A 25,206-nucleotide genomic window follows, 5' to 3' on the forward strand; every position below is an offset into this window, starting at 1 on the left:
AGGATGTCGGCAATCCGGGCATTGGCGACGTCGAAATCGAACGGTTGTTAGGCTGTCCACCAGAGCATCTGGAGTTTCATCTCTGGTACATGAAGGCAAAGGGGTGGATTGCAAGAATTGAGAACGGGACAATCGCGATCACGGTTGAAGGCGTCGATCGCGCCGATTCCGAACTGCGTCGCGATACCAGCACTCGGCTCCTGAGTAGAGACTAGAGAGGGTATCTGCCCAAGATTCCGCAAGGCTCCAGGGGAGCCTCGCGCGTCATGTGGCTCCGGTTCCCGATTGCCGCGCTGCCCTGGCTCTGGACCTAACACTTTAGCGGTAGAGCTGTGCCTCGTTGCGGAATGCTTTGTCGACAAGGCTGTTGTTGGCAAACCCACCATCGACGTCGACGATCTCCAGGCTGATTGCTTTTTTTCACCAGCCGAAGGGTCGTCGGGGTCTTTGACCATCACCGGCCAGAAGGCGCAGTTCATCAAATGGAACGGAACAGGACCGGCTCAGCCCCGGGAGAAGCCTCCGGGCTAATGCCCAGCCTCGCGCACCTCTCGCCGCCGCATCACCTCCACAAGCAATTAGAAGACAAGCTCGCCGTTGATTCCGATAAAGTTCAAAGGCGCGTGTTAGGTTCCGCTACTTGACCCCTGAGATGGCCGCACCAGACTCCAGTGCATGTCTAGTGGTCTCAAGATCGGCGATGAGGTGGCGATCGACGCCACCATTATTCGACGCGTCACTGACGACAGGATCAGCGTGTCAATACCGACTTACGGATTTCCGCATTCCGTTCGGGATACCACCACGAAGGTGGTCAAAGGTCGGACCATCGAACTGATAGGCAGCGTCACACGGGTCGAGAAGGACGCCGTAACGGTCAGCCTGGGTGGCCCGGTGGTGACGGTCGCGCTTGATGTTGTGCGGCTGGTGAAGCTCTAGCTTTCCCGACCTTACCGCCCTAACGGCTGCTTCGAAAGCGAGAGAAGTTCGGCCTCATCTTTTATCCCGGCCATGTAGTTGGCAATGATCCGAGAAGCCAACCGGCCCTGCGCATCAGGTGATTGGTCGTCGACCAGTTTAAGTTGCTCGAAAACGCGCCCTAGCAAGGCCAATTCGGCAGGCTTAAAAATCCCGGCATCCACGGCTTTTCGTCTAATGGGCATGACTGGTGTTCTTCCCTCACAGTCTCAAGCCGCCAACCTGAAATCGGTTCCGGAACATTTTAGCTAAAGCGAATGTTTCAATGGTTATGAAGATCGAAGCCGCTGAATGCCGGGCAGCGTTGACGCTCATCCGGCGCACAATCGAGGATCACTGCCCGCCCGGCGTGCTGCCCAGCGAGGAAGCTGTGAATGGTCTCTATGGGCCGGGGCTCATGGATGAGGCGGAAGCGCTGGCTGCTGCCATCGTCGCAACAATCGACCAGATGCAACTGCGCGTGATGGTGAAACCACCGTCCCCAAGTATCAAATAGAGACCGACACAGGGAAGTTCGCTTCGGCGCGACGGTGGGCTCGCACCGACCGGGCAGGTGATGCGAGCCCGGCCGAGTCTTGCGGGACCTCGACCAGCAGCGATCACCCACTCGCTGCCGTTCTATCAACAAGCCCCCAAATTTCAGGTTCCGCTAATGTCAAAAAAGCCCACCAACCGCTGAGGTAGTGGGCAGTTTTGGGAGACACTGATATGGGAACAGTGCGACTGCCCGAAGTGTTTCGAGGCGACGATGTTCCAGGGGGATTCACAGATTCGCGCGTTTGATGTTCAGCGAAGGGCGGCAAGTTGCTCGCTTCGGGGGAGCTTCCAATCCTAGACGAGAAGACTGATCGCCAGCGAAAGCGACGGCATCTGCTTCATATTCGAATGCTCGGGAATACGTTTCACCGTTCCTCCCTATGATGCGAACAACCCACTCGCCCAACGAATGGCGGATCTCTAGGAACAGGGAAGACGAAGACGGCGTCCGGTACGTGACGCTGTCCAATGCCCTCGGGAGGCTTGTCCCGCCAAAATCGGCTCCATCATCGGAGGAATGAACTTCACGCATGCACTGACTCCCGAGACCGCGAGTCAATTAGCGCGTGCTTAATTAGTTCCGGAGCGTTTTAACGAATCGTTGACCGCGCTGTCCCAGAATAGGACGGCGCGGTCAAACCCCAACCTTGGCTGCGCAGGCGGCTTCGGCATTGAGTTCCACCCCGAACTGTCGGAGCCGCCACCCACCCCACACTTATACCAGCAATGGTTGAATCAACCGTTACTGCACGTGCTTTCCATGGCGCTTCCCTGATCGTTAGACTTTGACGGAGCAAACAGGGGATTCACAGATTCGGCGTTTCGATCTAGACTCGATCGACGGAAACGATCTTCGATGAGATCGCCAACGCCCTCTCAGAGCGCCCCGCACAGACGCATGGCGCCCTGTACGCGCCTTCGCCCTCGATTTCGCCAGCAAGCTCGCCCTAGGCCTCGCCATCGGCCTGGTTGTTGGCCCTGGGATGGCGCTGGCTCGTTAGCTGCCCTTCGCCTTGCCATAGGCGTTCGGCCGCGACTCCGGCGACTAGATCAGCCCGACTTTCTTGCTGCCGCACTAGGCGCATTTCAGCTTGGGAATGAGGTCATCGGCTCATGGCCGGCGCCTCTGGGCCGAAACGGTCGCGGAGCTTCACCAGTTCAAGCTCCTGGCACGCTGGGGTAAAGAGTCAATCCGCCAAGCTGGACGCAAGGGGCCCGGAATGTGGCGGTAACAGAACTTATGTTGCCACGGGGCCCGGGGAGGATAGACCGCCAGCGATCACAGCCGACAGTTTACCGCGCTTCGCCAACGTCGGCTTCAAATAGATTTTCTTCACCAAGGTTTTCTCCTTCAAAATAAACGGGCGACAGAAAGGCGTAGAGCCTCAGAAGTGATAGTTGATGCCTACGCGGACCGTGTCGAAGTCGATATTGTCAGTCGATGGGACAGAAGAAGGCGTGTTGAACTCGGGAGTGCCCAGGTCGACGTGCATATACTCAGCCTTGAACGACAGCTGCTGGTTCAGCGCCCATTCAAGTCCAGCGCCGGCCGCCCAGCCCCACCTGGTCTCGTCATAGCCGCATGTTGGCGTAAAGCCGCAGGCTCCCAGGTCAGCCGTGCCCTTGACCTTACCGACAGCAAAGCCGCCCGTGAGATATGGGAGGAAATTCTCGAACGCATAGCCAACGCGCACGCGGCCCGTCCCGTACCAGTCGATATCGGCTGTACAGCCTTCATTGCCGCATGGCGGCACAAACGGAACCTCAAGGGCGCTGCCCTGAATATTGGCGTATGACACGTCGCCCTCAACGCCGAACACGATCTGGCCCCGCTGCCAATTGTACCCTGCGGTCACGCCGCCAATGAAGCCATCCGTATCAACATCGACACCGGGGGGGCCGAAATCGTAGTGATCGCTGTTCCACCATATCCGGCTACGGCGCCAATATAGGCTCCTGACCAGTTGATGGCGTTGCTTTCAGATGGAACGATGGCCATCGGGTCTGCGGCAAATGCCGCTCCGGCCAGCATCGTCAAAATACCTGCAATTGCAATTGAAAGGCTGCGCATCATCGTCCCCACATTAACCGGAGCTAAAATGTACCAGAGTTCGACAAATTTACTGTCTCATTCGTGCAACACTTGAGCCTTGGTTCGTTGCGGTTCCCGAAACCGAAATCGGCCGCTATCGGCTCGCCTCCACGTGTGGCGCAAAGAAGCAGCGGATAGTCATATTCGGGGGCGACGTGCAGATGTGGTACAGGCTGTCTTCGCTCTCTAGAACGCGCTTCTTAGAGATGAAATATCGGCTCTTGGACCCAGTGCGGATATTGAAATCGCCGCCCGGCAAAGGCTCGACATAGCGCGAGCTGATGACCCTACAATCCCTCTTGTCGCAGCATTCATAACCAGTGACCGGATCATGGTAGCCGGTATACCAGTTATGAGCGACGGCGAGCGCGATCAAGAAGAGCTTCATCTATCTGACACTTTGCGCCTCCGGTTTCATATTAGCAATCTCTTGACTAACAGGCCGTCAGCTCCAGAATCCCTCTTCATGGCTCGGGGAATAGGCATTGGCGACGAGGTGGCGATAACGGCCACGGTGCGCAGGCGGGTCGACGAGGACCACGTCAGCGTCAGCATACCAGCTACAACTTCCCGCATTCGATCGTCGATCGCACGACGAAGGTGAATCGCGGGCAGCAGATCGAACTCGTCGGCAACGTCACCTATGCCGACGAGGAAGGCGGCAAGGTGACAATTGTCCTAGGACCGCCGGTCACGGTCGACATCGACAAGGTCAGGCCGGTGCAGGCCTATGTGCCGCCGAAGCGCAAGAAGCCGCTGCGCGATACGGCCGGTTAGCGCCAGTGAACTACGCGAACTATTTGCGCGCAAAACGCATAAGCGCCGGCTTTTTGTCTGTCCTGGGAACAGGCCTCAGGCGGGTGAGTTTGGTGGTTGCAGCGTGTCCCGCTGCCAACCGATGTCGACGGTTGGGGCCCGCGCTCCGCTTTACAGGCTGGCGCGGGCCGCTCGTGCCGTGCCGTGAGGTCCATCGAACCTTAGCGATCCGCCTGGTTCGGGTCGGATCAGGCCCGGCTTGACCCATTGCGTGGCCGGCCGCTTCATGCCCTTTGGCGCCGGCTCCTATCGGCCGATATGCCTTCGCAATTGCCTTAGAGGGGCAGTCCAACGCCAACTCTTCGAGCGCTTGAGCGCCTCCATCTCCATCTTCAAAGCGTCCCTTTCAATCGCGAGAGCCTGTAGTTCTACCGCAAGCGCCTCGGCTCGGCCGTTATCTGGGGCAGCGGGGGGAGGAGGTGGCTTGGGCGGCGGGTCGGGTGTAGCCAGGTTTTCGAGACGGTCGAGCGCAAGTCGGTTGACGGCGTCGGCTGCGGCTTCCCGAATGAGCGCGGTCCAGCCATCGGGATCGAAAGACATGATGTCCCAGAAGACCTTTTGTTCCAGGTGTCCTGTCGGAATGGCGACCCGTAGCGGCGCCGGAAACCAGATCGACGTCTCACACGCTTTGATGAAACCCGTCAGCCTCGCGAATCCGGAGTCTCTGAGGTTTTTCCACTTAGCGGAGAAATGCAGGCACGTAGGAAGGCGAAGGTAGCGCACGGCGGCGAAGCCCTTGGTGAGCACGATGCGACGCCAGATCTCCCAGTCTCCCGCCCCGTTCACATCTTCTGGCCACACCGTCCGCTCCGCAAGAGCGCTGGCGCGATATACGACGCCCGAGGCCGCTATTGTGTTCCCTCTCGCCATGAATTGACGCCGCTCTTCGGGAAAAAAGAGGTTGGTAAGATCAGGACCACAAACGCCGTCGGTCGAGACCCAGAGGACCTGGCTGTAGACAAGTGCCACCGACGGATCGACGAACTGGCCGCGCATGAGCGCAAGATGATCCAGCATCATCAAGTCATCGTCGGCGGCGAAGGCTATCAATTCCCCGCGTGACGATCGAAGCGCCAGATTACGATTGGCATAGCCAAAGTGAGGCGCCTTGGGGAAATCAAACCAACGAATGCGCGGGTCGGAAAAGCTTTTCACGACCGCTTCGGTCTCCGGTGCTGCACCGTCGCCAACGACCAGAAGCTCGAACGATTGCTCCGTCTGCGCCAGCACCGACTGGATCGCACAGGCAAGAGAGTCGGGACGATTATGGGTCGGCATCAGAACGCTGAAGAGCGGCGGAGCGTCGTCTACCATCCCTTGAGGCCGCCAAAGTCGACCGGGATCAAATCGGTATCCAGCGGCAGCCGGTATTTGTCGGGATTGGCGTGGTCATATTGCATTGTAGGAAAATTGATTGCTCTAACGTCCCTCGTGCCGATGTTATGGTCCGCGTGCCAGACGAATCTGGGGATGTTCATCAGGCGTGGCCGGGCTGAAGACAGAACAATCCGAAATACCTGTCCGCAGGTGCTCGACTCGGGCCTTGGGTCATACAGCACGACCTCCATTTCGCCATCGACAACGAAGTATCGATCCTCGTGAAGCTTATGCAGCGCCCAACCCTTCACCGTTCTCGGTCGAATGGTAAACATGTAGCAAAAGACAAGCGGATCGGGATGCCAATTCCAGCGAGGGTCGTAGACCTCGGTGACGCTTCCCCTGTCGTCGAGGTGAGCGGTCATGTCGTGAAACGTCACGCCGTCGGGGACCTTGCCGATCGGCTCGCCGGATCGAACCGTCTCCTGATCCTTCTGGGCCCCTGCCAATGTCTTATCGAGAATGCTCTGCGTCATAGGACTCATCCAATCTAACTAGCTTTGGCGGTCCCTCTCATTGCCCTTCTTTTAGCTGTCTTTCAACGGCTGCGTGGAAGGCCACGTGACGATATGCGCGCCCGGTATCCCGAGGTAATACGCGAGAATGAAGCCAAGGCGGCCTCTGGCGATACCGGCAGCGCGATATGGTTGGCATGGGCGCCTGTACGGGCCGGAACTGATCCATGAAGCGGAAGCGCTGCCGCTGCCATCGTCGCAACTATCGACCAGATGCAATTGCGGATGTTGATGAAACCGCCTTTCTCCAGTGTCAAATAGTTGGGTTTTTTGGACGTGCCATGCCCGTCGACCTCGATACGCAAGTTCGACTATGACCCCAACGCCAGGGTTCTCTCGGTTTGGTTTGTAGCGAGCTACTTTAACAGCCACATCCGCACGTTATAAACGGCCCCCGAGGGGGAAAGCCCGACCGTTGCCGTCTCGACATCGGGGCCAGGGTAATTCGTGTTCGTTAGGTGTTGCCTCGAGTGGAACAACTACATCACCAAAGCGCAGCTCGCTAAGCTGCGCCGGAATTCTGCTGCGCATTGCCGGCTTTGCTCAGCACTGAGTGTATCATTTTAGCACAATCTCTAATTGGTAGACTCGCGTGAAGCAAAGGCGGTTAATTTCGCCCGTAAGGCCCAAGGGAGGGAAAAGGCCAAAGGGAGAAAAAAGATGACCGTGAAAACAGAAGACTATCGAACGAACAGAGCCGACTACGCGCTCGCCGCACATGGCCGAAAGACCGCCGATGATGACGACCGCGAAGAAGAGTTGGCGGCAAAAAAGAGGTCGCTGTGGCTAAGAGATCGGCGAACCACCAGATTGACCGCAAACCCGTCCGAAAGCTTGCCAGGACCGAAAGCCAGGTTGCGGGCTAGTTAGCGCATCCCCGAACCTGCGGAGCCGGCCGGCTGGACTCCAAACCATAACAGTAGCATCCTCTCATCGGGGAGAGGGGTTTGGACAAATACCGATACGACAATCGGTCGGGCCAATGGGGCAATCGGACCGCCACTAAGCTGCGGGGTGCACGCCAATTGGCTGGCATTCCGAAGCGCCTGATTTTCGTCACGGTGGCTGCAATGTCCGCCTTCGTGACGCAGTTCGTCCTGCAGCACAGCAGCCGTGCACCCGAGATCCATCTTTCGAGCCAGATCAGCCATAGCCCAGGGCTGATCGCCGGTGTCGCCTCGGTCATCGACGGCGATACGATCGAGATCCACGGCCAGCGCATCCGCTTCAACGGCATAGACGCGCCCGAAAGCCGGCAGCTATGTAAAAACGCGAGCGGCACCGACTATCCCTGCGGCCGGCGATCGGCCCAGGCGCTGGATGCCTACTTGGCCGCCTCGAGGCCAGTAGAATGTACATTCGTGACGTGGGACCGCTACCGCCGCTTTGTAGGCGACTGCCGGCGCGCCGACGGCGCCAGCGTTGCCGGCTGGATGGTGGAGCACGGTCAGGCGCTGGACTGGCCTCGCTACAGCCACGCCGCGTATGCAGGGCAGCAGGCGACCGCGAAGGCGGCGAAGGCCGGCTTGTGGGCCGGAACGTTTCAGGTGCCATGGGAGTGGCGTGCGGCGCATGCTGACGGCGCGGTCCCGTCCAGCCAGCCGCTTGGCCTCGTCGGTCGTAAGCTGGTCGCGCAGAGTGGCTATTCATGCGAGTCGCGGCGGACCTGTTCGCAGATCGGCTCGTGCGATGAGGCCCAGTGGTATCTGCAAAATTGCTCGTGGGGCGGGAAGCTTGATCGCGATGGCGACGGGCAGGCGTGCGAGACGCTCTGCCGAGGGGGAGGAAACATGCATGGCGAATGTGGTGGATACGGCAACTCAGAACAAACCAATAAACCATTGGCCAGTTTTCTTCGTCGTTTTCGCCGTTAGCGTCGTCGTCGTCGCCGCTAGTAAACAAAACTTTGCGTACGCTGTTGGAAATGCGGGCATCTTCAATTTCTTCGGGTATTTAGTGTTGCGCAAGGTGCGGACTGTGCAAGCAGTCATCACTGCATACGTCTCAATAGTTGCGATACTGATCGTTCTCATAGGCGGGGAATTAAAGCGTGACGTAGACAAGAATGCAGAAGAAATTGCGAGCGCCTGTAAGCTGAATCCATACGTGGTTGCACTCCCAAGCGACCAGCAAAAGGTCTATTGCAATTGCTATGCCGAAAGCATGGCGATTAAGCTCAATTGGTGGGCGGCGAAGAAGTATCTGGCGTTCCAGACCCCGGCGCCAAATTTCGCTAGCAACCCGGACCTAGTCTCCCTAGCGACCACTGAGGCTCAAAGATGCACTCCGGCGGCGCCTTAAGGGCTCGCTTGGGGCGCAGTCAATGGGATTGGAGAGAGGTTAAATGGCGGCAGACGACCATGAATTTGGCGGCCAGCACACCGAGATCAAACTCGCAATCGTCGAGCAATATCTAAAACGGTACTCGGCAGCACTACACACTTGGTGCGATCACGTCTGGTATATTGACGCCTTCGCAGGCACCGGAAAACGCACCGTGAGGGTCAAGGCTCGCGAGGGCGACCTTCTAGAAGAGCCGGTGCCAGAGCAAGTCGAGCAGCGCAGAGGTTCCGCCCAAATTGCGATCGACATCAAACCACCGTTTGACCGGCTCATTTTCATGGACATGCGACATAAGCATGTCGCGGCGCTGTTGAGCCTCAAAGCCGCAAACACCCACCTCGACATCTCGGTTCTTAAGGGCGACGCAAACGAACTCATCCAGAAAGAAATTGCCTGGGATGGTTGGAAGCGCACACGGGCAGTGATGTTTCTAGACCCCTACGGAATGGCTGTGGAGTGGGCGACGCTAGAGAAAATCGCAGCGACCAAAGCAATCGACGTTTGGTATCTATTCCCACTGGCTGGACTGTATCGTCAGGCCGCCAGGGACATGTCGAAAATAGACACGAACAAGGAAGCCGCGATCACTAGGATGTTGGGCACGGATGATTGGAAAACGGAACTCTATTCTAAAGCAAAATTGGCCCCGACGACTGATCTCCTAGGATACCTAGATAGCGATGACACATTGCAACGGAACGCAGACGTCGGCGCGCTTGAGCAATACGTAAAACGGAGACTCAAGTCGATCTTTGCTGAAGTTCTGGACCCCTATCCGCTCCCGGTCGTCGAAAAGCCGCAGCGTTTTTCACTGTTTTGCGCAATCTCGAACCCGTCCGCAAAGGCCATCAACCTCGCAAGGTCATTTGGTTCAGACATTCTCAAATCGACAGGCCGGGCATCTCGTCATAGGTCCGGCCGTTGAGCGTGCGACCGGTAGCCTTCTTGTTGCGCCCTCCCCACTGTTTGAAGAAGAAGGCTGTATTGCTGCGCCGGCACATCGCCTCGATCTCGTCGACCCAGCATGGATCCATGTCACGGGCGCCCGGCCCCGATTCTCCTCCGACAATTGCCCACTGGATATGGGTGAGGTCAGCGCCGGCGACCGAGCCGATCAGGGGCTCTAGAGAAACAAAGCGGATCGCTGCCGGCACGCGGCGAAGGTCATCCAGCCTTCCGAGAACGCGACTGTCCTCGACGCTTGTCCCGAGCCACACATTAGGCAGGACAGGGAAATCGCCGCGTGTCAGGACGCTCGCCATGACCTCCGGCCGCTTCGTCAAAATCTGATAGGTGTGCCGCGGGGTTTCCTCCATCACGGTCCAGACTTGGCGGATGAAGTCAGCCGGCACATCGATATGGAATAGGTCTGACATTGAGTTGACGAAAACCCGGCGCGGCTTCGACCAAGAAGCAGGGATTGTCAGAGACCTGGGGTCGGTGACCACCTTGCCCGTCCATTTCGCGCGGCCGCCTGTTTTGCGCGTCAAGCCCTGGTATTTCTCCATGCCCATCGCTTCTAGGCGCGCCGCCATGCGCATCGCGTAACAATTCGTGCATCCGGCAGTTAGGATTGTGCAGCCGGCCACCGGGTTCCACGTCGCATCCGTCCATTCGATTGAAGTCTCAGCCATCGGGACGATTCTCCTCTTTTGAGAATGACTCTTATGTGAAGCTTTGGCCAACCTTTCGGTTCAGAATGCTGCGCGCGGCGCTTTCCGCAAGACGTGAGGCGGCGGTTTCAGGCACTCGCAAACGCTGCCGCCAGTTGTGCGTTGTAGCGATCGCAAACTGCCTTCATCTCCAGCGCGACCGCTGGCGGGACCAACGCGTCGACGGCGACGCGCCCCTTAGGGTCGCGAACCTCGTTGCGCATGATGGGATCATCCCAAAGGAGAATTTCGAGGTCTGCCGTGTTCGTATCCGCGACAGGCGCACGCTTCTTGAAATCGTAGATGACTGCCATTTTTGCTTCTCCAGAAGGTCGCTTCTCAGGCGACGGTTGAGCCGGGGTTGAGAAGCCCGAAGCAAAGGTCCTCGCCGCTTTTAGGATTGCGCCTTGGACATAGCGGCGAACCCCGGACAACAGGTAACGAGTTATAGCATCAGGCTTCTCAGGCCAAATACACAATGCCAACCATCTCCAATTATTGTCAATATGGTTTATAAAGAAGCATCACCTTTTGCGTAGATACTGTTGATTTAAGCAATCAACGCAATCAACAGTATTGCGAATTATCCCACGGATTTGACTTTTATTGATTCGCGCTCAACAATGAGCCCTGCCCCTCACGCTTTTTAGCGCTCTCAGAATCGAGTCTCACGATGCTTTTGACCCAGGATGAAGTCGCCAAACGGCTGCGCTGCTCGCCCCAAAAGGTGAAGCGTCTCCGCATTTCCGGGCAGCTCGCCTATGTCCCCGGTCGGCCCGTGCTCATCGAGGAAGCCGACTTCGAAAAATATCTGGAGGGCATAAAACGCCAAGCCAAGCCAGCCAACCCGCAGAAGGAGAAGACCGGCAAACCCGTGCTGGAAGACGCCGGTGTTCTCGCACGACGCATCTGGCTCGCACGGCGGAATTATCAACTCAGCAAGCCGAACCGAGGCACCCACAAATAGGAGGTCGCAGAAAATGCGTGCAGCCAAATCGCGTTATGAGATCACTCAGCTTGGTGCGGTGCAGTGGCAGTCGCTTCTTCCGCAAGAGGTTCCGGAAGCTGACGCTCCGATGATGTTGATGCAGATCGTCATTTCTCTGGAGCATCTGCCGCACTGGCTCGCTTGGTGCAGAAAATTTCGAAAAGAGCATGCGGGCAAACCGGGAATGGATTTCCTGGAAACCTGGAGCGTGCCGACGATCGAGCAAGCGAACCCAAGGTCACGACTTCAAGTTCTGAACATGCAATACCCTTGCTCGTTAGGCTTGGCAGGCTTCGACGAATACCAACGGGAAATGGGGTTTGAGTTGATTGGCAAGGCGTCGCCGCAACCGTCACTGGATGCGGGCCTAAACTCCAGTAATGGCGCTGACGAAGGACGGAACAAATCGGCTGGACAGCACCGCCAGTCCCCAACCTAAGGCGAGCCGCACGGCCACCGGGACAACTGCTGTCAGAACGCCGAACACCACATCGATCGGGACGGCGGAGGATAGTTGGTCTCGCATTTTCAAATCCTGATCGTGCAGACGGATATCCGCAACGGCCAGTTTCGTCATTCCTTGCCATTCGATGTGCACCGGTGAGCCGCCGGCGGACGCAACGGCTTCCAACCCAAGTCGGATCGTGAGTTCGCCAAGCCAAAGCTGCTCGAGGGTCCGGCTTTTGGTCAGCGACATAGCGGCCTGCAAATGGTCGCTGATCGCCATCGCGAACGCTACACCCAGCGCGAGCAACACTGCCAGATGCGCGGGCAGCGGCAGAACGAAGATGAAGCCCGTTAGCAGGACTGAAAACAGTTGCAGCATCAGCCCCGAGATCGCTTCGGTTCTGATTTCGCTCGGTGTACAGCGCATGAAAATTCCCTCCCAATTTTTCAAATATCGGGTGCCAGCCGCCTGATCGTGTCCGCCACAAAGGATGGCGCCAAATGAGCATAGTGCTTCTCGGCCATCCTGGTGTCGCTGTGCCCGAGCGCTTCAGCCACCACGATCAGCGGCGCGCCGTTGCGAACCATTGTGCTGGCGTAGGTGTGTCGGATCTCGTGCAGGGTGACGTCTGACAGCTTGGCCTGGGCAAGCAGCGCCTTCCACGGACGATGATAGGTCGCCGGCTCCCAGGCTGCGCCGCTATCCTGCCGAAGCAGCGGCTCGCCCCCTGGACGGTCTCGGGTAAGCCTTTCAAACAGATCGGCGCCGCCCGCAGGCAATGGGATGTGCCGGGGTTTTCCGCTTTTGCTCTCAGCGACGAACACAGACTTGTTCACGACGTCATAGTCTGACACTCGCAACCGGGCGAGCTCGCCGAAGCGAGCACCGGTGACCAGTGCAGCCGACACGAGATCGCGAATGGCGCCGTTACTGGCGGCGACCAGGGCCTTCTGCTCGGCCGGAGACAGGAAGCGGACACGAGCGGCCGTCGTGCCGCGGTATGGCTTCACAAGGCGCCAAGCAGTGTCATCGGCCACGAGCCTGTTGTTGAACGCCCAGTTGAGCGCAGCCTTCAACGTGGTCAACGTGCGATTGGCCGTGTCGCGCCGACGGCGGATCACTTCGGGGTCGGATAAATCTACTGTGACGGTGTTGGCCGTCTCTGCGAATTTGCCGGTGCGCAGGCGCTTCTGAGCCGAGACCATCCCGTCACGCCAGACGCGTATCTTCTCGATGGTCAGATCGGAGAGTTTCACCGAGCCAAGCTTGGGCCGAATATGAAAGGCTGCTCGGGTCTTCGCGTCGTCGATCGACTTCATCCCTTCCGCAGCGCGTGCCTCGAAATATTTGTCGAGCGCGTCGTTCACCGACAAAGCTGCCGGTGCCTCGTTGCTGGCCTTCAGCGACTTGGCCCATAATCTGGCCGCATCCTTGGCCTGCTCATGAGTGAGAACCTTGGCGCCATCGGCCGGCAGCTGATCATCTGCATGCCCCAGCCTTGTCTGGAGGCGCTTCCCGTCGACTGCTCTCGAGGCTGCCAGCCACGCGCCCCCTCGCCCGCGGCTGCCACGGCCACGCCGATAACCCAGCCGAACCCCTGGGCTGATGACCTCCCATTCGGGTACGTCTGACGCCGGCAACGATGCGCGACTGGTCTTGGTTGAGAGACTGCTTCGGCGTTGCGCCATATGTCATCCAGAGTTTTCGTTGTCAATTTCGTTGCTTTATGATCAACGAAACGGCTAGAACCTGAGTGACACTATATGCGACAAAGCGTAATAAAATCAAATGTCTAATACCGTATCAGGCAATGTCATGTTGTACCAGATGACGCCCTTTCACGGCGGTAACAGGGGTTCGATTCCCCTTGGGCGTACCAGATCTTTCAGGAAAACAAGAAGCCTCGCGGCCGCCGCCGTACTAGCAGCGGCTGGAACGGTGGCGCGGCGAATCGGTTGAGACGGCGAACAGCGGCTGCCGTGCCGAGGTTTCCCTCGGCGCCTGCTCGCGGCAATCTCCGGCCACTCACCCTTGGTCGTGGGCTACCTGCGGCCAGCGCTGCAACGCCGCATGGCCGCCTTCGGTCAGCGCGTAGACGCCGCGCTCGGCCCTCGCGAACCAGCCATAGACATTGTCCAAGAGGATGCTGGGCGCGCGTGGCGAAATCGCTTTCAGATCGCGCGGGCGTTTCGGCCCGTCGGTCATGGCTGCGGCGCAGGCCAGCGCATCCTGCCGGTAGGCGGTCATGATCGGGGCGCGCGAGCCACCGCCGACCACCGGATCGCCGCGCCGGCGACGGTGTTCCTCCATCAGTCGGGAGCGGCGCTTCGGATCGCGACGCGGCGGCAGAGCCGCCGGGCTGAGCAGCACTTCGACCTCCCCCTTGCCGCTGACAGCCAGAAGCCCGAAGCCGAGCCGCCGGCACAGCGCGCGAAAACGGCGGTCGTGCTCGCGGCCCTTGCCACGCGCCGACATGCGCGCCGCCAGCCACACTTCGTCGCATGCCGCGGCGCGATCGACACCTTGCAGCACCAGTTCGAGGTTGAACTGCAATTTCAGTTCGCAGATGACCAGCACAGGCGGCTCGCCGTCGCGCACCGCCACGATATCGCAGTGGCCGACTTCGCCCTTGACCGTGAATTCCAGGCTCTCGAGAAACCGCTTCACCGGGATATAGAGAGACGTTTCCTGCATCGCGCAGGCATAGCCGATTCGGACCGGACCGGCACAGGGATCGCCGAGAGGCCGACGCCTTGCGCTAAACCGCCTCGATCCCACCATCTGCAAAAGCCATCCGTCAGGCAGGTTCTCCGGCGTGACGGTCCGCGTTCAACAAGGCGCTCGCCGTGGCTGGGACGGCACGATCGACAGCGCAAGGCCCGAGATCGTCGACGCCAAGACCGGTCCACGGTTGGCCACAGTGAGCGCGTGTCGGTGCTCTGTTCGAAGCTAGAGGCGGGTGCGCGTCCGGCGCTGCCCCGGTGCGGCATCGTCCGCCTTGAAATTCATCTCGTCCTGGACCGCGGCAAAAAACCGGCGGACATCGTTGGCCGCCGAAGCTGCATCGCTGCCGGCTGCGACCGCCTTGTCGAGGAGTTCGCGCGCCGTGGCCTTCCAGAACGACGTGGCCGTGTCGCCGTGCAGTCTGCCCAGCCTTGCGGCGACCTCGCGCACCAGCACGGTCTGCCGATCTAGCGGGAAGGTACGCACATTGGCTGAAGACATGTTCTGCACCATGAAACCGACGCAACGAATCAGACGCTGCTCTATGGCTCATGCCTAGCTGTGAAGTCGGAAACGGAACCTTAACGCCGCGGAGTCCGCGCCGATTGGAACGAGTCGGTTGGCCGGCCTCCAGGCCAAGCAGAACTCTAGACCCTCAGGCCCCTCGCTTCGCCGGCGCGCTTGGCCGTAACCATCATATCCCTGGCCAGCAGGCCACTGACCCGGCAAAACGCCATGAAGGCGCGCCAGGCGTCCTCAGTCTTGACCACATCCACCGTGGCCCCGAAGCAGGCATTGAACGCCGCTTCATAGACCTTGCCCTGTCGCTTCTTTGGCCAGTCATGCAGGATATCCAGCGCCTGTTCGACGCTGTATATTTCCTCTACCGGCAGCCCGGGCGCGGGCGCGATGCGCACCGGCACCTCGAATTGCAATCTGTCCATTCTATATCTCCCGAACTGGCGTCGACCACAGCAACGCCGTTCGTCGTCAAAAGTTGCTTTGGCTGCTTTTGCGCGAAAATGTGTCGTCAGTGCGATCTCGGCATTCGGAGGAGATCGCGCACCTGGATGTCATCTGAGCGGCCGCGCAAGCCAGGAATATCGCCAGTATCAGTCCATTGCCGGCAGTTCTTCCTTGAACCTTGCGGCTTGCAGTGCCAAATCTGAGGAAATTTTCTAACGGGCTGATATGCGCCGCCCGCTTACAGGCAAACGGACACTATGGTCACCTATCTCGACGCCGCCACGGCACCCCTCAGGAATACCGGCCAGATCCGCCTCTACGGCGAAAAAGGATTTGCCGGCATGCGCAAGGCCTGCGATCTCACCGCGCGCTGCCTTGATGAACTGGTGCCGATGGTCCAGCCGGGTGTCACCACCGAGACCATCGACCGTTTCGTCTTCGAATTCGGCATGGACCAAGGCGCGCTACCGGCGACGCTCAACTACCGCGGCTACACCAAATCGTCCTGCACCTCGATCAACCACGTCGTTTGCCACGGCATTCCAGACAGCAAGCCGTTGAAGGACGGGGATATCGTCAACATCGACGTCACCTACATCCTCGACGGCTGGCACGGCGATTCCTCGCGCATGTATCCCGTCGGCACCATCAAGCGCGCCGCCGAACGCCTGCTTGAAGTCACTCATGAGTGCCTGATGCGCGGAATCGCGGCGGTCCGGCCCGGCGCCCGCACCGGCGCCATCGGCGCCGCCATCCAGACCTATGCCGAGGCAGAGCGCTGCTCGGTGGTGCGCGATTTCTGCGGCCACGGCGTTGGCCAGTTGTTCCACGACGCACCCAACATCCTGCACTATGGCACCGCCTCGGAAGGCGTCGAGATGCGGCCGGGCATGATCTTCACCATCGAGCCCATGATCAATCTTGGCCGGCCGCATGTGAAAGTGCTGTCGGACGGCTGGACGGCGGTGACGCGCGACCGCTCGCTGTCGGCGCAGTACGAACACACGATAGGCGTCACCGAAACTGGCTGCGAGATTTTCACCCTGTCGCCAAACAAGCTCGACCGCCCCGGCCTGCCGGCGGTCAGCTGAAAACAAGATCGCCTCAAGCCGCGGCTTTGAGGCGCCGTCGCCGAAAAAACTCGACCGCGCGCTGCTTACCGCTCTAATCTGCCGTCGAAGCCTTCGGGGAGTGTGTGGGGTCGATGGGGAAGAGTGGCGACGACGAACGGGGGTTCTTCTCCGAGCGGTGGCTTGAACCACCGGCGAAGGACAAGGCACCAAGAGACAAATCGACGGAGAAGCCACACTATCACGGCCATCGCGACCGTTTGCGCGAGCGCTTCGTTGCCGGCGGCGCAGACGTCCTGCCCGACTACGAACTTCTCGAACTGCTGCTGTTTCGCCTGATCCCGCGCGTCGACACCAAGCCGATCGCCAAGGCGCTCTTGGCGCGCTTCGGCACTTTTGGCGAAGTGCTTGGCGCACCGGTGGCGCTGCTGCAGGAGGTGAAGGGCATCGGCCCCGCCGTGGCGGTCGACCTGAAGGTGATTGCCGCTGCCGCGCAGCGCATGGCGCGGACCGAGGTTCGCGACCGCGAGGTGCTGTCCAACTGGACGCAGCTTCTTGCGTACTGCCGCTCGGCGATGGCGTTCGAGAACCGCGAACATTTCCGCATCCTGTTCCTCGACAAGAAGAACGTGCTGATCGCCGACGAGGTACAGCAGGTCGGCACCGTGGACCACACGCCGGTCTATCCGCGCGAAGTGATCAAGCGCGCGCTCGAACTGTCGGCCAGCGCCGTCATCCTGGTGCATAATCACCCATCAGGTGATCCGACACCATCGCGTGCGGACATCGAAATGACCAAGCAGATCATCGACAGCGCCAAGCCGCTCGGCATCGCCGTCCACGACCACATCATCATCGGCAAGAAAGGCAACGCCTCGATGAAGGGCCTGCTGCTGATCTGAGCCTGATGGGCGCCGGTGCCGTCATCCCAAACGCCACCGCTCGCGAGCCAATCAGCAACATTCCGGCTTGGCTCAAACGCCCACGCTTGCGGTGTAGAAGTGATATTGCGACGGAAGCGCCCGCTTCGGCGACAATGTCGTAGACTCGCGAATACGAAGCAGCCAGTTCCCGTCAGCCATTGCAGGAGATCTATTCAATGACGCTCGAATGCATAAATCCAAATGATCTGCCGATTCCGGAAATGTACTCCCAGGTCGTCGTTGCGACAGGAAGCAAGCTGGTGTTCGTCTCGGGCCAGCAGCCAGAAGACATACACGGCAAGCTCGTTGGCCATGGTGATTTCGCAGTCCAGGCGCGCCTGGCGTTCGGGAATCTCGGCCGAGCGCTTGCTGCCGCCGGCGCTCGGCCCGAGCAAGTCTGCAAGATCACGATCTACATCGTCGATTACAAACGCGACGAACACGTGCCGATCATCGAAGCGGCCCAGATCGAGCTGTTCGGCGATCACAAGCCAGCAAACGTGGTGGTCGGGATAGCGGTGATGTCTCCCGGCTACCTGATAGAGATCGATGCGATCGCGGTCATCGACCCGTAGGCCAAGCGAGGACGCGTCAAGTCGCCCAAACCAATCCCGGAGCTCGCTGCGAGATTGCCACGACCTTGATCTCTCCATCCATCCACGATCACATCGTCATCGGCAGGAATTGCGATGTCTCGATGAAGAGCCTGCTGCTCACCTGATCAACGTCGGAAACAGGAAACACGCAATGCCCCAGCCCGGCGACGAACCATGGCCGTTCGACAAGCAACGCGCAGCCCTCCTGGTCATCGACATGCAAAGCGACTTTGTCGATGAGGGCGCCGTCATGGAAGTGGCCATGGCCCGCCATCGCATTCCGGCGATGCGGCAGGTGGTCGAGCTTTGCCGCGCGCAAGGCGTCCCGGTTATCTACACCCAGCATGTGCTCAGCGACCATTTCGATATCTCGCCGCTGGAAACCGGCTATCAGCCGAAGCTGAAAACCAAAGGAATGCGGGAAGGCAGCGCCGGCGCCGAAATCGTCGCCGCGCTTGCGCCCTTGCCTGGGGATGTCGTCATCAAGAAGCACCGCTACGATGCCTTCCACAACACGCAGCTCGAGACCGTGTTGCGCAACATCCGTGGCGCAGGCCGGGTCGACACGGTGATCATCATCGGCACCGTGACCAGCATCTGCTGCGAATCCACCGCGCGGAGCGCCTTCATGCGCGACTACAAGGTGGCTTTCATCAGCGACGCCAATGGCGGACTGGACGAGGCATCGCACAATGCAACCCTCGACATCATAGGCAAGGTGTTCGGGCGCGTGATGACGGTTGCCGAGCTTGGGAACCTGTTGCGGAGTTGAACCCCAGCGTCAGCTGGCGTGCGTCTCAAGCTCCGGCGCCGAGCCTGCCCTCAAGAAGGTCGCGCCGCTGCTGCAATTCGCCGGAGACGAATTTGGTGAAGGCGTGGACGCGCGCCGTGCGGCGCAAATCGTCGTGCACCAGCACCCACAGCGCCGAGCCGATCTCCTCGATCAGCCCTCCGACCCTTACAAGCCCGGGCAGGCTGTCGCCGAGATAACAGGGCAGCGCCGCAACCCCGATTCCGGCGCCCGCCGCATGCGACATCGTCACCAGGGAATCGGCGCGTATGGCGATCTCGACATCGGGCAGCGACGACCGCATCCAGCGGGCGACGCCGGTGTTGGCCAGGCTGTCGTCGGGCGCGATCCAGCGCAGCGCACCCAGTCTCGGCTCCGGGGGTAGCGTTTCGGCATAGGAACGTGTCGCGTAGGCGGCGAAGGCGACGCCCGAAATGCGCCGGCCGACCAGGATTTCCTGCGGTTGCGACACCGGCCTGATCGCCACGTCTGCATCCCTTTGCGTCAGGTTGGCGATGGAATTCTGCGTCATCGCCTCGACCCGTATGCCGGGATGGAGCTTATGAAACGCCGCCAGGATCGGCGGCAGCACCGATGCCATCAGCGTATCGGTGGTGGTGACCCGCAACCTGCCTTCGAACCTGAGATCCTGCCCCGACAGTTTGCGCGCCAGTTCATTGACCGTCTCGGCCATTGTGCGTGCCGCGCCCAGCAGTTCCTCGCCGCCCGCGGTGAGGGCATAGCCAGTCGGCAGCCGATCGAAAAGGCGGATACCCAGCCGCGCCTCGAAGGCGTTGACGCGCCGCAGCACAGTCGTGTGGTTCACGCCTAGGATCCGAGCCGCCGCCGCCAGCGAAGCGCCATCGGCGACGGCCAGCACCATGCGCAGATCTTCCCAGTCGATATCGCGTGAGCTGTGCATTCTTGCAGAAAGATAAAAGAAAGCGCTGCGCTCTGCGAGTCAAAATGACGCTTCGCTGTGCAAAAACGCAGAGCAAGCGGGCGAATCGGCATGTCGATCTGCGCATGCACGCACGCCATATGGAGTCCGACGACAAAAGAAACAGTCGCGGAGAAGAGCCATGACGCCGATAGAACTCTACACCTGCCAGACACCCAACGGGCACAAGGCCTCGATCATGCTGGAAGAGGTCGGCCTGCCCTACTCGGTCCGCTTGGTCGACATCGAAAGGGGCGACCAGACCAAGCCTGATTTCCTGGCGCTCAATCCCAACAACAAGATCCCGGTGATCGTCGACCGGGACGCCGGCCGCACGGTCTTCGAATCCGGCGCCATCCTACACTACCTGGCGCGACGGTCGGGCAAGCTTCAGCCGGTGGGCGCGCAGGAGGCGGACGATACGCTGACCTGGACCTTGTTCCAGGCGGCCCATGTCGGCCCGACGCTTGGCCAATTGTGGAATTACAAAATCTTCGCGCCGGAAAAAATCCCTTATGTGATCGAGCGTTTTGAGCGCGAAACCGGACGCGTCTTCCGAGTGCTCAATAGCCGGCTCAAGAACTATGAGCACATCGTCGGCAAAAGCTACGGCATCGCCGATGTGATGACATGGCCATGGATCAACGCGGCCGTCACCAGGCTCGGCCTCAGCCTCGATGACGCGCCAGACCTGGCGCGTTGGTATGCCGCCATAGGCCGACGCTCCGCAGTTGTCAGAGGCATTGCCGTTCCCGCCCTGCCCGAAGCATCGGCTGCCGCTTAGATCATGATGAGATTTGGTTGAAATCTCATCATGACCTAACCCTTTGTTGGAGCATGATCTTTTCCAAAAAACCGGCACCCACTTTTTGGGATCATGCCCTAGCCGCCGCACCCCGCATTCAAGGAATACGATCGTGGAAATCCTCTTCGTCCCTCTGGCGCTTGTCGCCGGTGGCCTGCTTGCGGTGCAAGCCGGCGCCAATGCCCAACTTTCAAAGGCGGTCGGCTCACCCTTTGCCGCGACCACGCTTCAGCTCGCGGTCGGCGCCATCGTGCTGTTGTCGATCACGGCCCTCACCGGAACGACACCGGCTCTGCTTGCCGTTCGGCAAGCCGAATGGTGGCATGCGATCGGCGGCATGGCTTCGGCCTTCTACGTTGTTTCGACCATTCTTCTGTTCCCTCGCCTTGGCGCCGTCGTGTCCGTCGGGCTCTTCATCGCTGGGCAGATGCTTGCATCCTTCGCCCTCGACACGTTCGGCTGGCTCGGGATCCCCGAAGCCGGACTGCGAGCCGGGCCTGCCTTCGGCATGCTCGTCTTGCTTGCCGGGGCTGCCCTCATCGTTCTGGGACAGAAGGGCGCGGCCGACAATACCGCATCCTCAAGACCAGGGTGGATCGGACTGGCGCTGCTGGCAGGCGCCGTGCTTCCGGTGCAAGGCGCTGTAAACGCCTTGCTTCGGCACGACCTTGGCGGCGCGCCGTTTGCGGTCGGCACCATCTCGTTCCTGGTGGCGATGCTGGCCATGGCCGCGGTGCTTCTGATCGCGCTTGCCCTGACGAAGACGCCCCGCCCTCGCCTCGCCGGCTTGTCGTCGATGCCCTGGTGGGGCTGGCTCGGAGGTTTTGCCGGCGCCACCTATGTCACGACCGTGTTCACCGCCATCCCCGTCATCGGAGCGGCAGCTGCCGTCAGCCTGACGGTGGCCGGCCAGCAGGTCGCCGGCATCTTCGTCGACACCTTCGGCTGGTTCCGCCTGCCGCAGCGGCTTGTCTCCGGCATGCGGCTCGCCGGCGTCGTGCTGCTTTTGGCCGGCTGCATCATCATCAAGGCGCTTTGATCCCGCTGGAACAAGGCAAGCCGAATCAAACCAGCCCCTGCCCTCCCTGATTTGGGGGGTCAGGTGTCGCTCCGGCGTCACCAACGAAGCAAGGTCCGGGCGCCGCCGAAGCAATTTTTCGCTCCTTCCACAACCGGCTCTAGAATTTCGATCGCAAATCACGCATGATGCACTTGGTATTTTCCCGGGACGGCTTCGCGCCCCCTGAAATACCGGGAGGAACGGGACATGCCCATAGTGGTTGTACTCGTTTTGATCGTCGTGGGCTCGGTGTTGTTCCACTTCCTGAGCCCATGGTGGTGGACTCCGATTGCCTCGAATTGGGACTATATCGACAACACCATCATCATCACCTTTTGGATTACCGGCGTCGTCTTCGCCGCAGTCGTCCTATTCATGGCCTATTGCGTTTTCCGCTTCCGTCACCGCGAAGGCAACCAGGCGGCCTACGAACCGGAGAACAAGCGGCTCGAATGGTGGCTGACGATCGTCACCGGAGTGGGTGTTACCGCCATGCTGGTTCCCGGCCTGTTTGTCTGGAGCCGGTTCGTCAACGTTCCAAGCGACGCAACCGTGGTCGAAGTCGTCGGCCAGCAATGGCAGTGGAGCTTCCGCTTGCCCGGCAAGGACGGCAAACTCGGCACATCCGACACCCGCGACGTCACCGCTGAAAATCCGCTGGGCGTGATCGCCAAGGATCCCAGCGGCCAGGACGACGTCGTGGTCGAAGCGGCCGACCTGCATCTGCCGGTCGGCAAGCCGGTCAAGATGCTGCTGCGCTCGATCGATGTGTTGCACGATTTCTACGTTCCGGAATTCCGCGCCAAGATGGACATGATACCGGGCTCGGTCACCTATTTCTGGTTCACCCCCACCAAGACCGGGACCTTCCAGGTTCTGTGCGCCGAACTGTGCGGCCAGGGGCACCCGATGATGCATGGCATCGTCATGGTCGATACCGAGCAGGACTATGTGGCCTGGCTCGACCAGCAGCAGACGTTCGCGCAGTTGTCGGCGCCGCAGCAGACGGGCTCGGTGGAACAGGCGCCGGGCAACGCGACGGCGTCAGCTCTAGAAGTTGCGGCAAAACTCGAAACTGTCGGGTCCCGCTGAAGGGCACGGAGGTGCTCCGCCTATGGTCGATATCACACCTGCAGATGCCGTCCCGCCCGCCGAAGTCGCGGAAATGGAGCTTTACCATCCGCACAGCTGGTGGACGAAGTATGTGTTCTCGCAGGACGCCAAGGTCATCGCCATCCAGTATTCGGCGACCGCAACGGCCATCGGCCTGGTCGCGCTGGTGCTGTCCTGGCTGATGCGGCTGCAGCTCGGCTTCCCCGGCACGTTCGATTTCATCACCCCCGAGGCCTACTACCAGTTCATCACCATGCACGGCATGATCATGGTGATCTACCTGCTCACGGCACTCTTCCTCGGCGGCTTCGGCAACTACCTGATCCCGCTGATGGTCGGAGCCCGCGACATGGTCTTTCCCTATGTCAACATGTTGAGCTACTGGATCTACCTCCTTGCCGTGCTGGTGCTGGTGTCGAGCTTCTTTGCGCCCGGCGGACCGACCGGCGCCGGCTGGACGCTCTATCCGCCGCAAGCCATCATGACCGGCACACCTGGCGGCCAGGAATGGGGCATCATCCTGATGCTCGTCTCGCTGATCCTGTTCATCATCGGCTTCACCATGGGCGGTCTGAACTATGTCGTGACGGTGCTGCAGGCCCGCACGCGCGGCATGACGATGATGCGCCTGCCGCTGACCGTCTGGGGCATCTTCACCGCCACCGTCATGGCGCTGCTCGCCTTTCCGGCGCTGTTCGTCGCCTGCGTGATGATGCTGCTTGACCGCGCGCTTGGAACCTCCTTTTTCATGCCCGCGGTCGTCGAGATGGGGGAACAGCTACAGCACAATGGCGGCAGCCCAATCCTGTTCCAGCATCTGTTCTGGTTCTTCGGCCACCCGGAAGTCTACATCGTGGCGCTGCCGGCCTTCGGCATCGTCTCCGATCTGATCAGCACGCATGCGCGCAAGAACATTTTTGGCTACCGGATGATGGTCTGGGCCATCGTTGGCATCGGCGCGCTGAGCTTCGTGGTCTGGGCGCACCACATGTATGTCAGCGGCATGCACCCCTATTTCGGCTTCTTCTTCGCCACCACGACACTGATCATCGCCATCCCGACGGCGATCAAGGTCTACAATTGGGTGCTGACGCTGTGGCGGGGCGACATCCATCTCACCATACCGATGCTGTTTGCCATGGCTTTCATCGTCACCTTCGTCAATGGCGGGTTGACCGGGCTGTTTCTCGGCAACGTCGTCGTCGACGTCCCGCTGTCGGACACGATGTTCGTCGTCGCTCACTTCCATATGGTCATGGGTGTTGCTCCGATCGTCGTCATCTTCGGCGCGATCTACCACTGGTACCCGAAGGTCACCGGCCGGATGCTGAACGAGACGCTCGGCCGGTTCCATTTCTGGGTCACATTTCTCGGCGCCTACCTGATCTTCTTTCCCATGCATTACATCGGCCTGATGGGCGTGCCGCGGCGCTATGCCGAACTGACCGACGTGACGGTCATGACGGAGTCGGCGCATCACCTGAACTCGTTCATCAGCATCATGGCGTTTATCGTCGGCTTCGCCCAGATCGTTTTCCTGTTCAATCTTATCTGGAGCATCCGCCATGGGCGCGAGGCCGGTGGCAATCCATGGCGAGCCACGACACTCGAATGGCAAACGCCGCAGACGCCACCGGCTCATGGCAATTTCGGCAAGGATCTGCCGATTGTCTATCGCTGGGCCTATGACTACAGCGTGCCGGGCGCCAAGGAGGACTTCATTCCGCAAAACATGCCGGGCACGTTCGGCCCCTCCAGGGAGCCGGCATGAGCGTCATCCTGGTCTTCCTTCTCGTGATCGCCGGCTTTGCCGGCTGGTGGCTCTCGCATCAGCGGCTGATGGCGAAACCATGGCTCGAGCAAGGTGTGGCAGGAGATTTTGTCGCCTTCGACCGATCGAGCCTGCCGACCGCCAAGATTGGCCTCGGTGTCTTCCTCGCCGTGGTCGGCTGCCTGTTTGCGCTGTTCACCAGCGCCTACTTCATGCGTATGGCGCTGTCGGACTGGCAGCCGCTGCCCATCCCACGCCTGCTCTGGCTCAACACCGGCATGCTGGTGCTGAGCAGCGTTGCGCTGCAATGCGCCTCGATCGCGGCGCGCAAGCGCCAGATGGACACGGTCAGGCTCGGCCTTGCCGCGGCTGGGCTCACCGCGATCGCCTTCCTCATCGGGCAGCTCATGGCATGGCGGGACCTGACCGCCGATGGTTATTTTCTGGCCTCCAATCCGGCCAACAGTTTTTTCTACCTGATAACCGGGATGCACGGCCTGCATATCGTGGGAGGGCTGGTGGGCCTGAGCAGGACAACCGCCGGCGCCTGGAACGGTGCACGCCCGGAACGGCTTCGCCTCAGCGTCGAATTATGCGCCATGTACTGGCATTTCCTGCTTTTCGTCTGGCTCGCCATCTTCGCTCTTTTAGCCGGCTGGGCCGTGACGTTCATCGATATTTGCCGGCAGTTGCTGACCTAGG

Annotated in this window: 30 protein-coding genes and 1 pseudogene; 18 read left to right on the top strand and 13 right to left on the bottom strand. The window is 60.1% G+C overall.

What is annotated here, in order from left to right:
- Both NKI64_RS15895 and NKI64_RS15900 read left to right on the top strand, forming a co-directional pair.
- Positions 1 to 215 (top strand): annotated as a pseudogene (locus NKI64_RS15895) (J domain-containing protein); the annotation flags it as partial.
- Between the two features lie 460 nt (positions 216 to 675).
- Entirely contained in the window at positions 676 to 939 is a 264-nt protein-coding gene (locus NKI64_RS15900) for a hypothetical protein (RefSeq protein WP_352668683.1), read from the top strand.
- An 11-nt stretch (positions 940 to 950) separates the two neighbouring features.
- Here the strand turns inward: NKI64_RS15900 and NKI64_RS15905 are convergent, their stop codons facing one another.
- Positions 951 to 1,163 carry a hypothetical protein gene (locus tag NKI64_RS15905; RefSeq protein WP_023713651.1) on the bottom strand — a complete coding sequence of 71 codons (213 nt, stop codon included), beginning with the start codon at positions 1,161 to 1,163 and terminating at the stop codon, positions 951 to 953.
- 80 nt (positions 1,164 to 1,243) lie between these two features.
- Between NKI64_RS15905 and NKI64_RS15910 the strand changes: the two genes are divergently transcribed.
- Positions 1,244 to 1,474, top strand: coding sequence for a hypothetical protein (locus NKI64_RS15910; RefSeq protein WP_352668686.1), 231 nt, complete (start codon positions 1,244 to 1,246; stop codon positions 1,472 to 1,474).
- Between the two features lie 1,426 nt (positions 1,475 to 2,900).
- Here the strand turns inward: NKI64_RS15910 and NKI64_RS15915 are convergent.
- Together NKI64_RS15915 and NKI64_RS15920 are read right to left on the bottom strand one after the other, a co-directional pair.
- Entirely contained in the window at positions 2,901 to 3,371 is a 471-nt protein-coding gene (locus tag NKI64_RS15915) for an outer membrane protein (RefSeq protein ID WP_352668688.1), read from the bottom strand.
- Positions 3,368 to 3,589 carry a hypothetical protein gene (locus NKI64_RS15920; RefSeq protein WP_352668690.1) on the bottom strand — a complete coding sequence of 74 codons (222 nt, stop codon included), beginning with the start codon at positions 3,587 to 3,589 and terminating at the stop codon, positions 3,368 to 3,370. The genes NKI64_RS15915 and NKI64_RS15920 overlap by 4 nt, the downstream gene beginning before the upstream one ends.
- Before the next feature lie 618 nt (positions 3,590 to 4,207).
- Here NKI64_RS15920 and NKI64_RS15925 point away from each other — a divergent pair.
- Complete coding sequence (locus NKI64_RS15925) at positions 4,208 to 4,384, top strand: hypothetical protein (RefSeq protein ID WP_352668692.1); 177 nt, start codon at positions 4,208 to 4,210, stop codon at positions 4,382 to 4,384.
- 285 nt (positions 4,385 to 4,669) lie between these two features.
- On the opposite strand, the gene NKI64_RS15930 is transcribed toward NKI64_RS15925, so the two are convergent.
- Positions 4,670 to 5,737, bottom strand: a complete 1,068-nt coding sequence (locus NKI64_RS15930) for a glycosyltransferase family 2 protein (protein WP_352668695.1) — start codon at positions 5,735 to 5,737, stop codon at positions 4,670 to 4,672.
- Positions 5,731 to 6,276, bottom strand: a complete 546-nt coding sequence (locus tag NKI64_RS15935) for a cupin domain-containing protein (RefSeq protein ID WP_352668697.1) — start codon at positions 6,274 to 6,276, stop codon at positions 5,731 to 5,733. Before NKI64_RS15935 ends, NKI64_RS15930 begins: the two co-directional genes overlap by 7 nt.
- A gap of 986 nt (positions 6,277 to 7,262) precedes the next feature.
- Here NKI64_RS15935 and NKI64_RS15940 point away from each other — a divergent pair.
- The 3 genes from NKI64_RS15940 to tcmP are packed head-to-tail and all read left to right on the top strand — an operon-like array spanning position 7,263 to position 9,583.
- Positions 7,263 to 8,189: a thermonuclease family protein gene (locus NKI64_RS15940; protein ID WP_352668699.1), complete on the top strand. Its 927-nt coding sequence runs from the start codon at positions 7,263 to 7,265 to the stop codon at positions 8,187 to 8,189.
- Positions 8,110 to 8,616 (top strand): hypothetical protein, encoded by a 507-nt coding sequence (locus tag NKI64_RS15945; protein WP_352668701.1) that lies wholly within the window; start codon positions 8,110 to 8,112, stop codon positions 8,614 to 8,616. Before NKI64_RS15940 ends, NKI64_RS15945 begins: the two co-directional genes overlap by 80 nt.
- Positions 8,617 to 8,659: 43 nt before the next feature.
- Entirely contained in the window at positions 8,660 to 9,583 is a 924-nt protein-coding gene (tcmP, locus tag NKI64_RS15950) for a three-Cys-motif partner protein TcmP (protein WP_352668703.1), read from the top strand.
- Here the strand turns inward: tcmP and NKI64_RS15955 are convergent.
- Positions 9,540 to 10,292 carry a DUF5131 family protein gene (locus NKI64_RS15955; RefSeq protein WP_352668958.1) on the bottom strand — a complete coding sequence of 251 codons (753 nt, stop codon included), beginning with the start codon at positions 10,290 to 10,292 and terminating at the stop codon, positions 9,540 to 9,542. The two genes, tcmP and NKI64_RS15955, sit on opposite strands and share 44 nt — an antisense overlap.
- A 107-nt stretch (positions 10,293 to 10,399) precedes the next feature.
- Positions 10,400 to 10,624 (bottom strand): hypothetical protein, encoded by a 225-nt coding sequence (locus NKI64_RS15960; protein ID WP_352668705.1) that lies wholly within the window; start codon positions 10,622 to 10,624, stop codon positions 10,400 to 10,402.
- Positions 10,625 to 10,983: 359 nt separating this feature from the next.
- On the opposite strand from NKI64_RS15960, the gene NKI64_RS15965 reads away from it, so the two are divergent.
- Together NKI64_RS15965 and NKI64_RS15970 are read left to right on the top strand one after the other, a co-directional pair.
- Entirely contained in the window at positions 10,984 to 11,277 is a 294-nt protein-coding gene (locus NKI64_RS15965) for a helix-turn-helix domain-containing protein (protein WP_352668707.1), read from the top strand.
- Positions 11,278 to 11,290: 13 nt separating this feature from the next.
- The gene (locus NKI64_RS15970) at positions 11,291 to 11,737 is read left to right on the top strand and encodes a hypothetical protein (RefSeq protein WP_352668709.1); all 447 of its coding nucleotides are present in this window, start codon (positions 11,291 to 11,293) and stop codon (positions 11,735 to 11,737) included.
- Here the strand turns inward: NKI64_RS15970 and NKI64_RS15975 are convergent.
- The 5 genes from NKI64_RS15975 to NKI64_RS15995 all read right to left on the bottom strand — a co-directional run bounded on the left by NKI64_RS15975 (position 11,666) and on the right by NKI64_RS15995 (position 15,414).
- Positions 11,666 to 12,172, bottom strand: a complete 507-nt coding sequence (locus NKI64_RS15975; protein WP_352668711.1) for a hypothetical protein — start codon at positions 12,170 to 12,172, stop codon at positions 11,666 to 11,668. The two genes, NKI64_RS15970 and NKI64_RS15975, sit on opposite strands and share 72 nt — an antisense overlap.
- A gap of 20 nt (positions 12,173 to 12,192) precedes the next feature.
- On the bottom strand, positions 12,193 to 13,434 hold the full coding sequence (locus NKI64_RS15980; RefSeq protein ID WP_352668713.1) for a tyrosine-type recombinase/integrase: 1,242 nt from the start codon (positions 13,432 to 13,434) through the stop codon (positions 12,193 to 12,195).
- 337 nt (positions 13,435 to 13,771) lie between these two features.
- Positions 13,772 to 14,440: a DUF2161 domain-containing phosphodiesterase gene (locus tag NKI64_RS15985; RefSeq protein WP_023667651.1), complete on the bottom strand. Its 669-nt coding sequence runs from the start codon at positions 14,438 to 14,440 to the stop codon at positions 13,772 to 13,774.
- A 255-nt stretch (positions 14,441 to 14,695) separates the two neighbouring features.
- A complete protein-coding gene (locus tag NKI64_RS15990; protein ID WP_023667652.1) occupies positions 14,696 to 14,971 on the bottom strand; it encodes a DUF6074 family protein in 276 nt (91 codons plus the stop codon).
- A gap of 146 nt (positions 14,972 to 15,117) precedes the next feature.
- Positions 15,118 to 15,414: a DUF982 domain-containing protein gene (locus NKI64_RS15995; protein WP_023667653.1), complete on the bottom strand. Its 297-nt coding sequence runs from the start codon at positions 15,412 to 15,414 to the stop codon at positions 15,118 to 15,120.
- 279 nt (positions 15,415 to 15,693) lie between these two features.
- Here NKI64_RS15995 and map point away from each other — a divergent pair, with 279 nt between their 5' ends.
- The 4 genes from map (at position 15,694) to NKI64_RS16015 (ending at position 18,797) form a co-directional block, all read left to right on the top strand.
- Positions 15,694 to 16,527 carry a type I methionyl aminopeptidase gene (map, locus tag NKI64_RS16000; RefSeq protein ID WP_352668715.1) on the top strand — a complete coding sequence of 278 codons (834 nt, stop codon included), beginning with the start codon at positions 15,694 to 15,696 and terminating at the stop codon, positions 16,525 to 16,527.
- Between the two features lie 113 nt (positions 16,528 to 16,640).
- Entirely contained in the window at positions 16,641 to 17,408 is a 768-nt protein-coding gene (gene radC, locus NKI64_RS16005) for a RadC family protein (protein ID WP_023821428.1), read from the top strand.
- A gap of 197 nt (positions 17,409 to 17,605) precedes the next feature.
- Positions 17,606 to 18,004, top strand: coding sequence for a RidA family protein (locus NKI64_RS16010; protein WP_023681625.1), 399 nt, complete (start codon positions 17,606 to 17,608; stop codon positions 18,002 to 18,004).
- Between the two features lie 172 nt (positions 18,005 to 18,176).
- Positions 18,177 to 18,797, top strand: coding sequence for an isochorismatase family protein (locus NKI64_RS16015; RefSeq protein WP_023667657.1), 621 nt, complete (start codon positions 18,177 to 18,179; stop codon positions 18,795 to 18,797).
- A gap of 25 nt (positions 18,798 to 18,822) precedes the next feature.
- Here the strand turns inward: NKI64_RS16015 and NKI64_RS16020 are convergent, their stop codons facing one another.
- Positions 18,823 to 19,737, bottom strand: a complete 915-nt coding sequence (locus NKI64_RS16020) for a LysR family transcriptional regulator (RefSeq protein ID WP_023701662.1) — start codon at positions 19,735 to 19,737, stop codon at positions 18,823 to 18,825.
- Positions 19,738 to 19,897: 160 nt separating this feature from the next.
- Here NKI64_RS16020 and NKI64_RS16025 point away from each other — a divergent pair, with 160 nt between their 5' ends.
- The 5 genes from NKI64_RS16025 (at position 19,898) to NKI64_RS16045 (ending at position 25,205) form a co-directional block, all read left to right on the top strand.
- Positions 19,898 to 20,539: a glutathione S-transferase family protein gene (locus NKI64_RS16025; RefSeq protein ID WP_027050354.1), complete on the top strand. Its 642-nt coding sequence runs from the start codon at positions 19,898 to 19,900 to the stop codon at positions 20,537 to 20,539.
- A 133-nt stretch (positions 20,540 to 20,672) separates the two neighbouring features.
- Positions 20,673 to 21,599, top strand: coding sequence for a DMT family transporter (locus NKI64_RS16030; RefSeq protein ID WP_023667660.1), 927 nt, complete (start codon positions 20,673 to 20,675; stop codon positions 21,597 to 21,599).
- A gap of 228 nt (positions 21,600 to 21,827) precedes the next feature.
- Positions 21,828 to 22,712, top strand: coding sequence for a cytochrome c oxidase subunit II (locus tag NKI64_RS16035; protein WP_023667661.1), 885 nt, complete (start codon positions 21,828 to 21,830; stop codon positions 22,710 to 22,712).
- Positions 22,713 to 22,734: 22 nt separating this feature from the next.
- Entirely contained in the window at positions 22,735 to 24,504 is a 1,770-nt protein-coding gene (gene ctaD / locus NKI64_RS16040) for a cytochrome c oxidase subunit I (RefSeq protein ID WP_023681631.1), read from the top strand.
- Entirely contained in the window at positions 24,501 to 25,205 is a 705-nt protein-coding gene (locus NKI64_RS16045) for a cytochrome c oxidase subunit 3 (RefSeq protein ID WP_023823003.1), read from the top strand. Before ctaD ends, NKI64_RS16045 begins: the two co-directional genes overlap by 4 nt.
- Position 25,206 lies beyond the last annotated feature (1 nt).

The organism is Mesorhizobium sp. M0478 (assembly GCF_040321305.1).
Lineage (GTDB): Bacteria > Pseudomonadota > Alphaproteobacteria > Rhizobiales > Rhizobiaceae > Mesorhizobium.

What these genes read in the sequence shown, in the direction of transcription:
- NKI64_RS15930 (WP_352668695.1), bottom strand. Translation starts at nt 5,737, where the DNA reads ATGGTAGACGACGCTCCGCCGCTCTTCAGCGTTCTGATGCCGACCCAT.
- NKI64_RS16035 (WP_023667661.1), top strand. Translation starts at nt 21,828, where the DNA reads ATGCCCATAGTGGTTGTACTCGTTTTGATCGTCGTGGGCTCGGTGTTG.
- NKI64_RS15945 (WP_352668701.1), top strand. Translation starts at nt 8,110, where the DNA reads ATGGCGAATGTGGTGGATACGGCAACTCAGAACAAACCAATAAACCAT.
- map (WP_352668715.1), top strand. Translation starts at nt 15,694, where the DNA reads ATGGTCACCTATCTCGACGCCGCCACGGCACCCCTCAGGAATACCGGC.
- NKI64_RS15935 (WP_352668697.1), bottom strand. Translation starts at nt 6,276, where the DNA reads ATGACGCAGAGCATTCTCGATAAGACATTGGCAGGGGCCCAGAAGGAT.
- NKI64_RS16015 (WP_023667657.1), top strand. Translation starts at nt 18,177, where the DNA reads ATGCCCCAGCCCGGCGACGAACCATGGCCGTTCGACAAGCAACGCGCA.
- NKI64_RS15960 (WP_352668705.1), bottom strand. Translation starts at nt 10,624, where the DNA reads ATGGCAGTCATCTACGATTTCAAGAAGCGTGCGCCTGTCGCGGATACG.
- tcmP (WP_352668703.1), top strand. Translation starts at nt 8,660, where the DNA reads ATGGCGGCAGACGACCATGAATTTGGCGGCCAGCACACCGAGATCAAA.
- NKI64_RS15970 (WP_352668709.1), top strand. Translation starts at nt 11,291, where the DNA reads ATGCGTGCAGCCAAATCGCGTTATGAGATCACTCAGCTTGGTGCGGTG.
- NKI64_RS16045 (WP_023823003.1), top strand. Translation starts at nt 24,501, where the DNA reads ATGAGCGTCATCCTGGTCTTCCTTCTCGTGATCGCCGGCTTTGCCGGC.
- NKI64_RS15910 (WP_352668686.1), top strand. Translation starts at nt 1,244, where the DNA reads ATGGTTATGAAGATCGAAGCCGCTGAATGCCGGGCAGCGTTGACGCTC.
- NKI64_RS15995 (WP_023667653.1), bottom strand. Translation starts at nt 15,414, where the DNA reads ATGGACAGATTGCAATTCGAGGTGCCGGTGCGCATCGCGCCCGCGCCC.
- NKI64_RS15980 (WP_352668713.1), bottom strand. Translation starts at nt 13,434, where the DNA reads ATGGCGCAACGCCGAAGCAGTCTCTCAACCAAGACCAGTCGCGCATCG.
- NKI64_RS15920 (WP_352668690.1), bottom strand. Translation starts at nt 3,589, where the DNA reads ATGATGCGCAGCCTTTCAATTGCAATTGCAGGTATTTTGACGATGCTG.
- NKI64_RS15975 (WP_352668711.1), bottom strand. Translation starts at nt 12,172, where the DNA reads ATGCGCTGTACACCGAGCGAAATCAGAACCGAAGCGATCTCGGGGCTG.
- NKI64_RS15905 (WP_023713651.1), bottom strand. Translation starts at nt 1,163, where the DNA reads ATGCCCATTAGACGAAAAGCCGTGGATGCCGGGATTTTTAAGCCTGCC.
- NKI64_RS16025 (WP_027050354.1), top strand. Translation starts at nt 19,898, where the DNA reads ATGACGCCGATAGAACTCTACACCTGCCAGACACCCAACGGGCACAAG.
- NKI64_RS15900 (WP_352668683.1), top strand. Translation starts at nt 676, where the DNA reads ATGTCTAGTGGTCTCAAGATCGGCGATGAGGTGGCGATCGACGCCACC.
- radC (WP_023821428.1), top strand. Translation starts at nt 16,641, where the DNA reads ATGGGGAAGAGTGGCGACGACGAACGGGGGTTCTTCTCCGAGCGGTGG.
- NKI64_RS15955 (WP_352668958.1), bottom strand. Translation starts at nt 10,292, where the DNA reads ATGGCTGAGACTTCAATCGAATGGACGGATGCGACGTGGAACCCGGTG.
- NKI64_RS16010 (WP_023681625.1), top strand. Translation starts at nt 17,606, where the DNA reads ATGACGCTCGAATGCATAAATCCAAATGATCTGCCGATTCCGGAAATG.
- ctaD (WP_023681631.1), top strand. Translation starts at nt 22,735, where the DNA reads ATGGTCGATATCACACCTGCAGATGCCGTCCCGCCCGCCGAAGTCGCG.
- NKI64_RS15985 (WP_023667651.1), bottom strand. Translation starts at nt 14,440, where the DNA reads ATGCAGGAAACGTCTCTCTATATCCCGGTGAAGCGGTTTCTCGAGAGC.
- NKI64_RS16020 (WP_023701662.1), bottom strand. Translation starts at nt 19,737, where the DNA reads ATGCACAGCTCACGCGATATCGACTGGGAAGATCTGCGCATGGTGCTG.
- NKI64_RS15965 (WP_352668707.1), top strand. Translation starts at nt 10,984, where the DNA reads ATGCTTTTGACCCAGGATGAAGTCGCCAAACGGCTGCGCTGCTCGCCC.
- NKI64_RS15990 (WP_023667652.1), bottom strand. Translation starts at nt 14,971, where the DNA reads ATGTCTTCAGCCAATGTGCGTACCTTCCCGCTAGATCGGCAGACCGTG.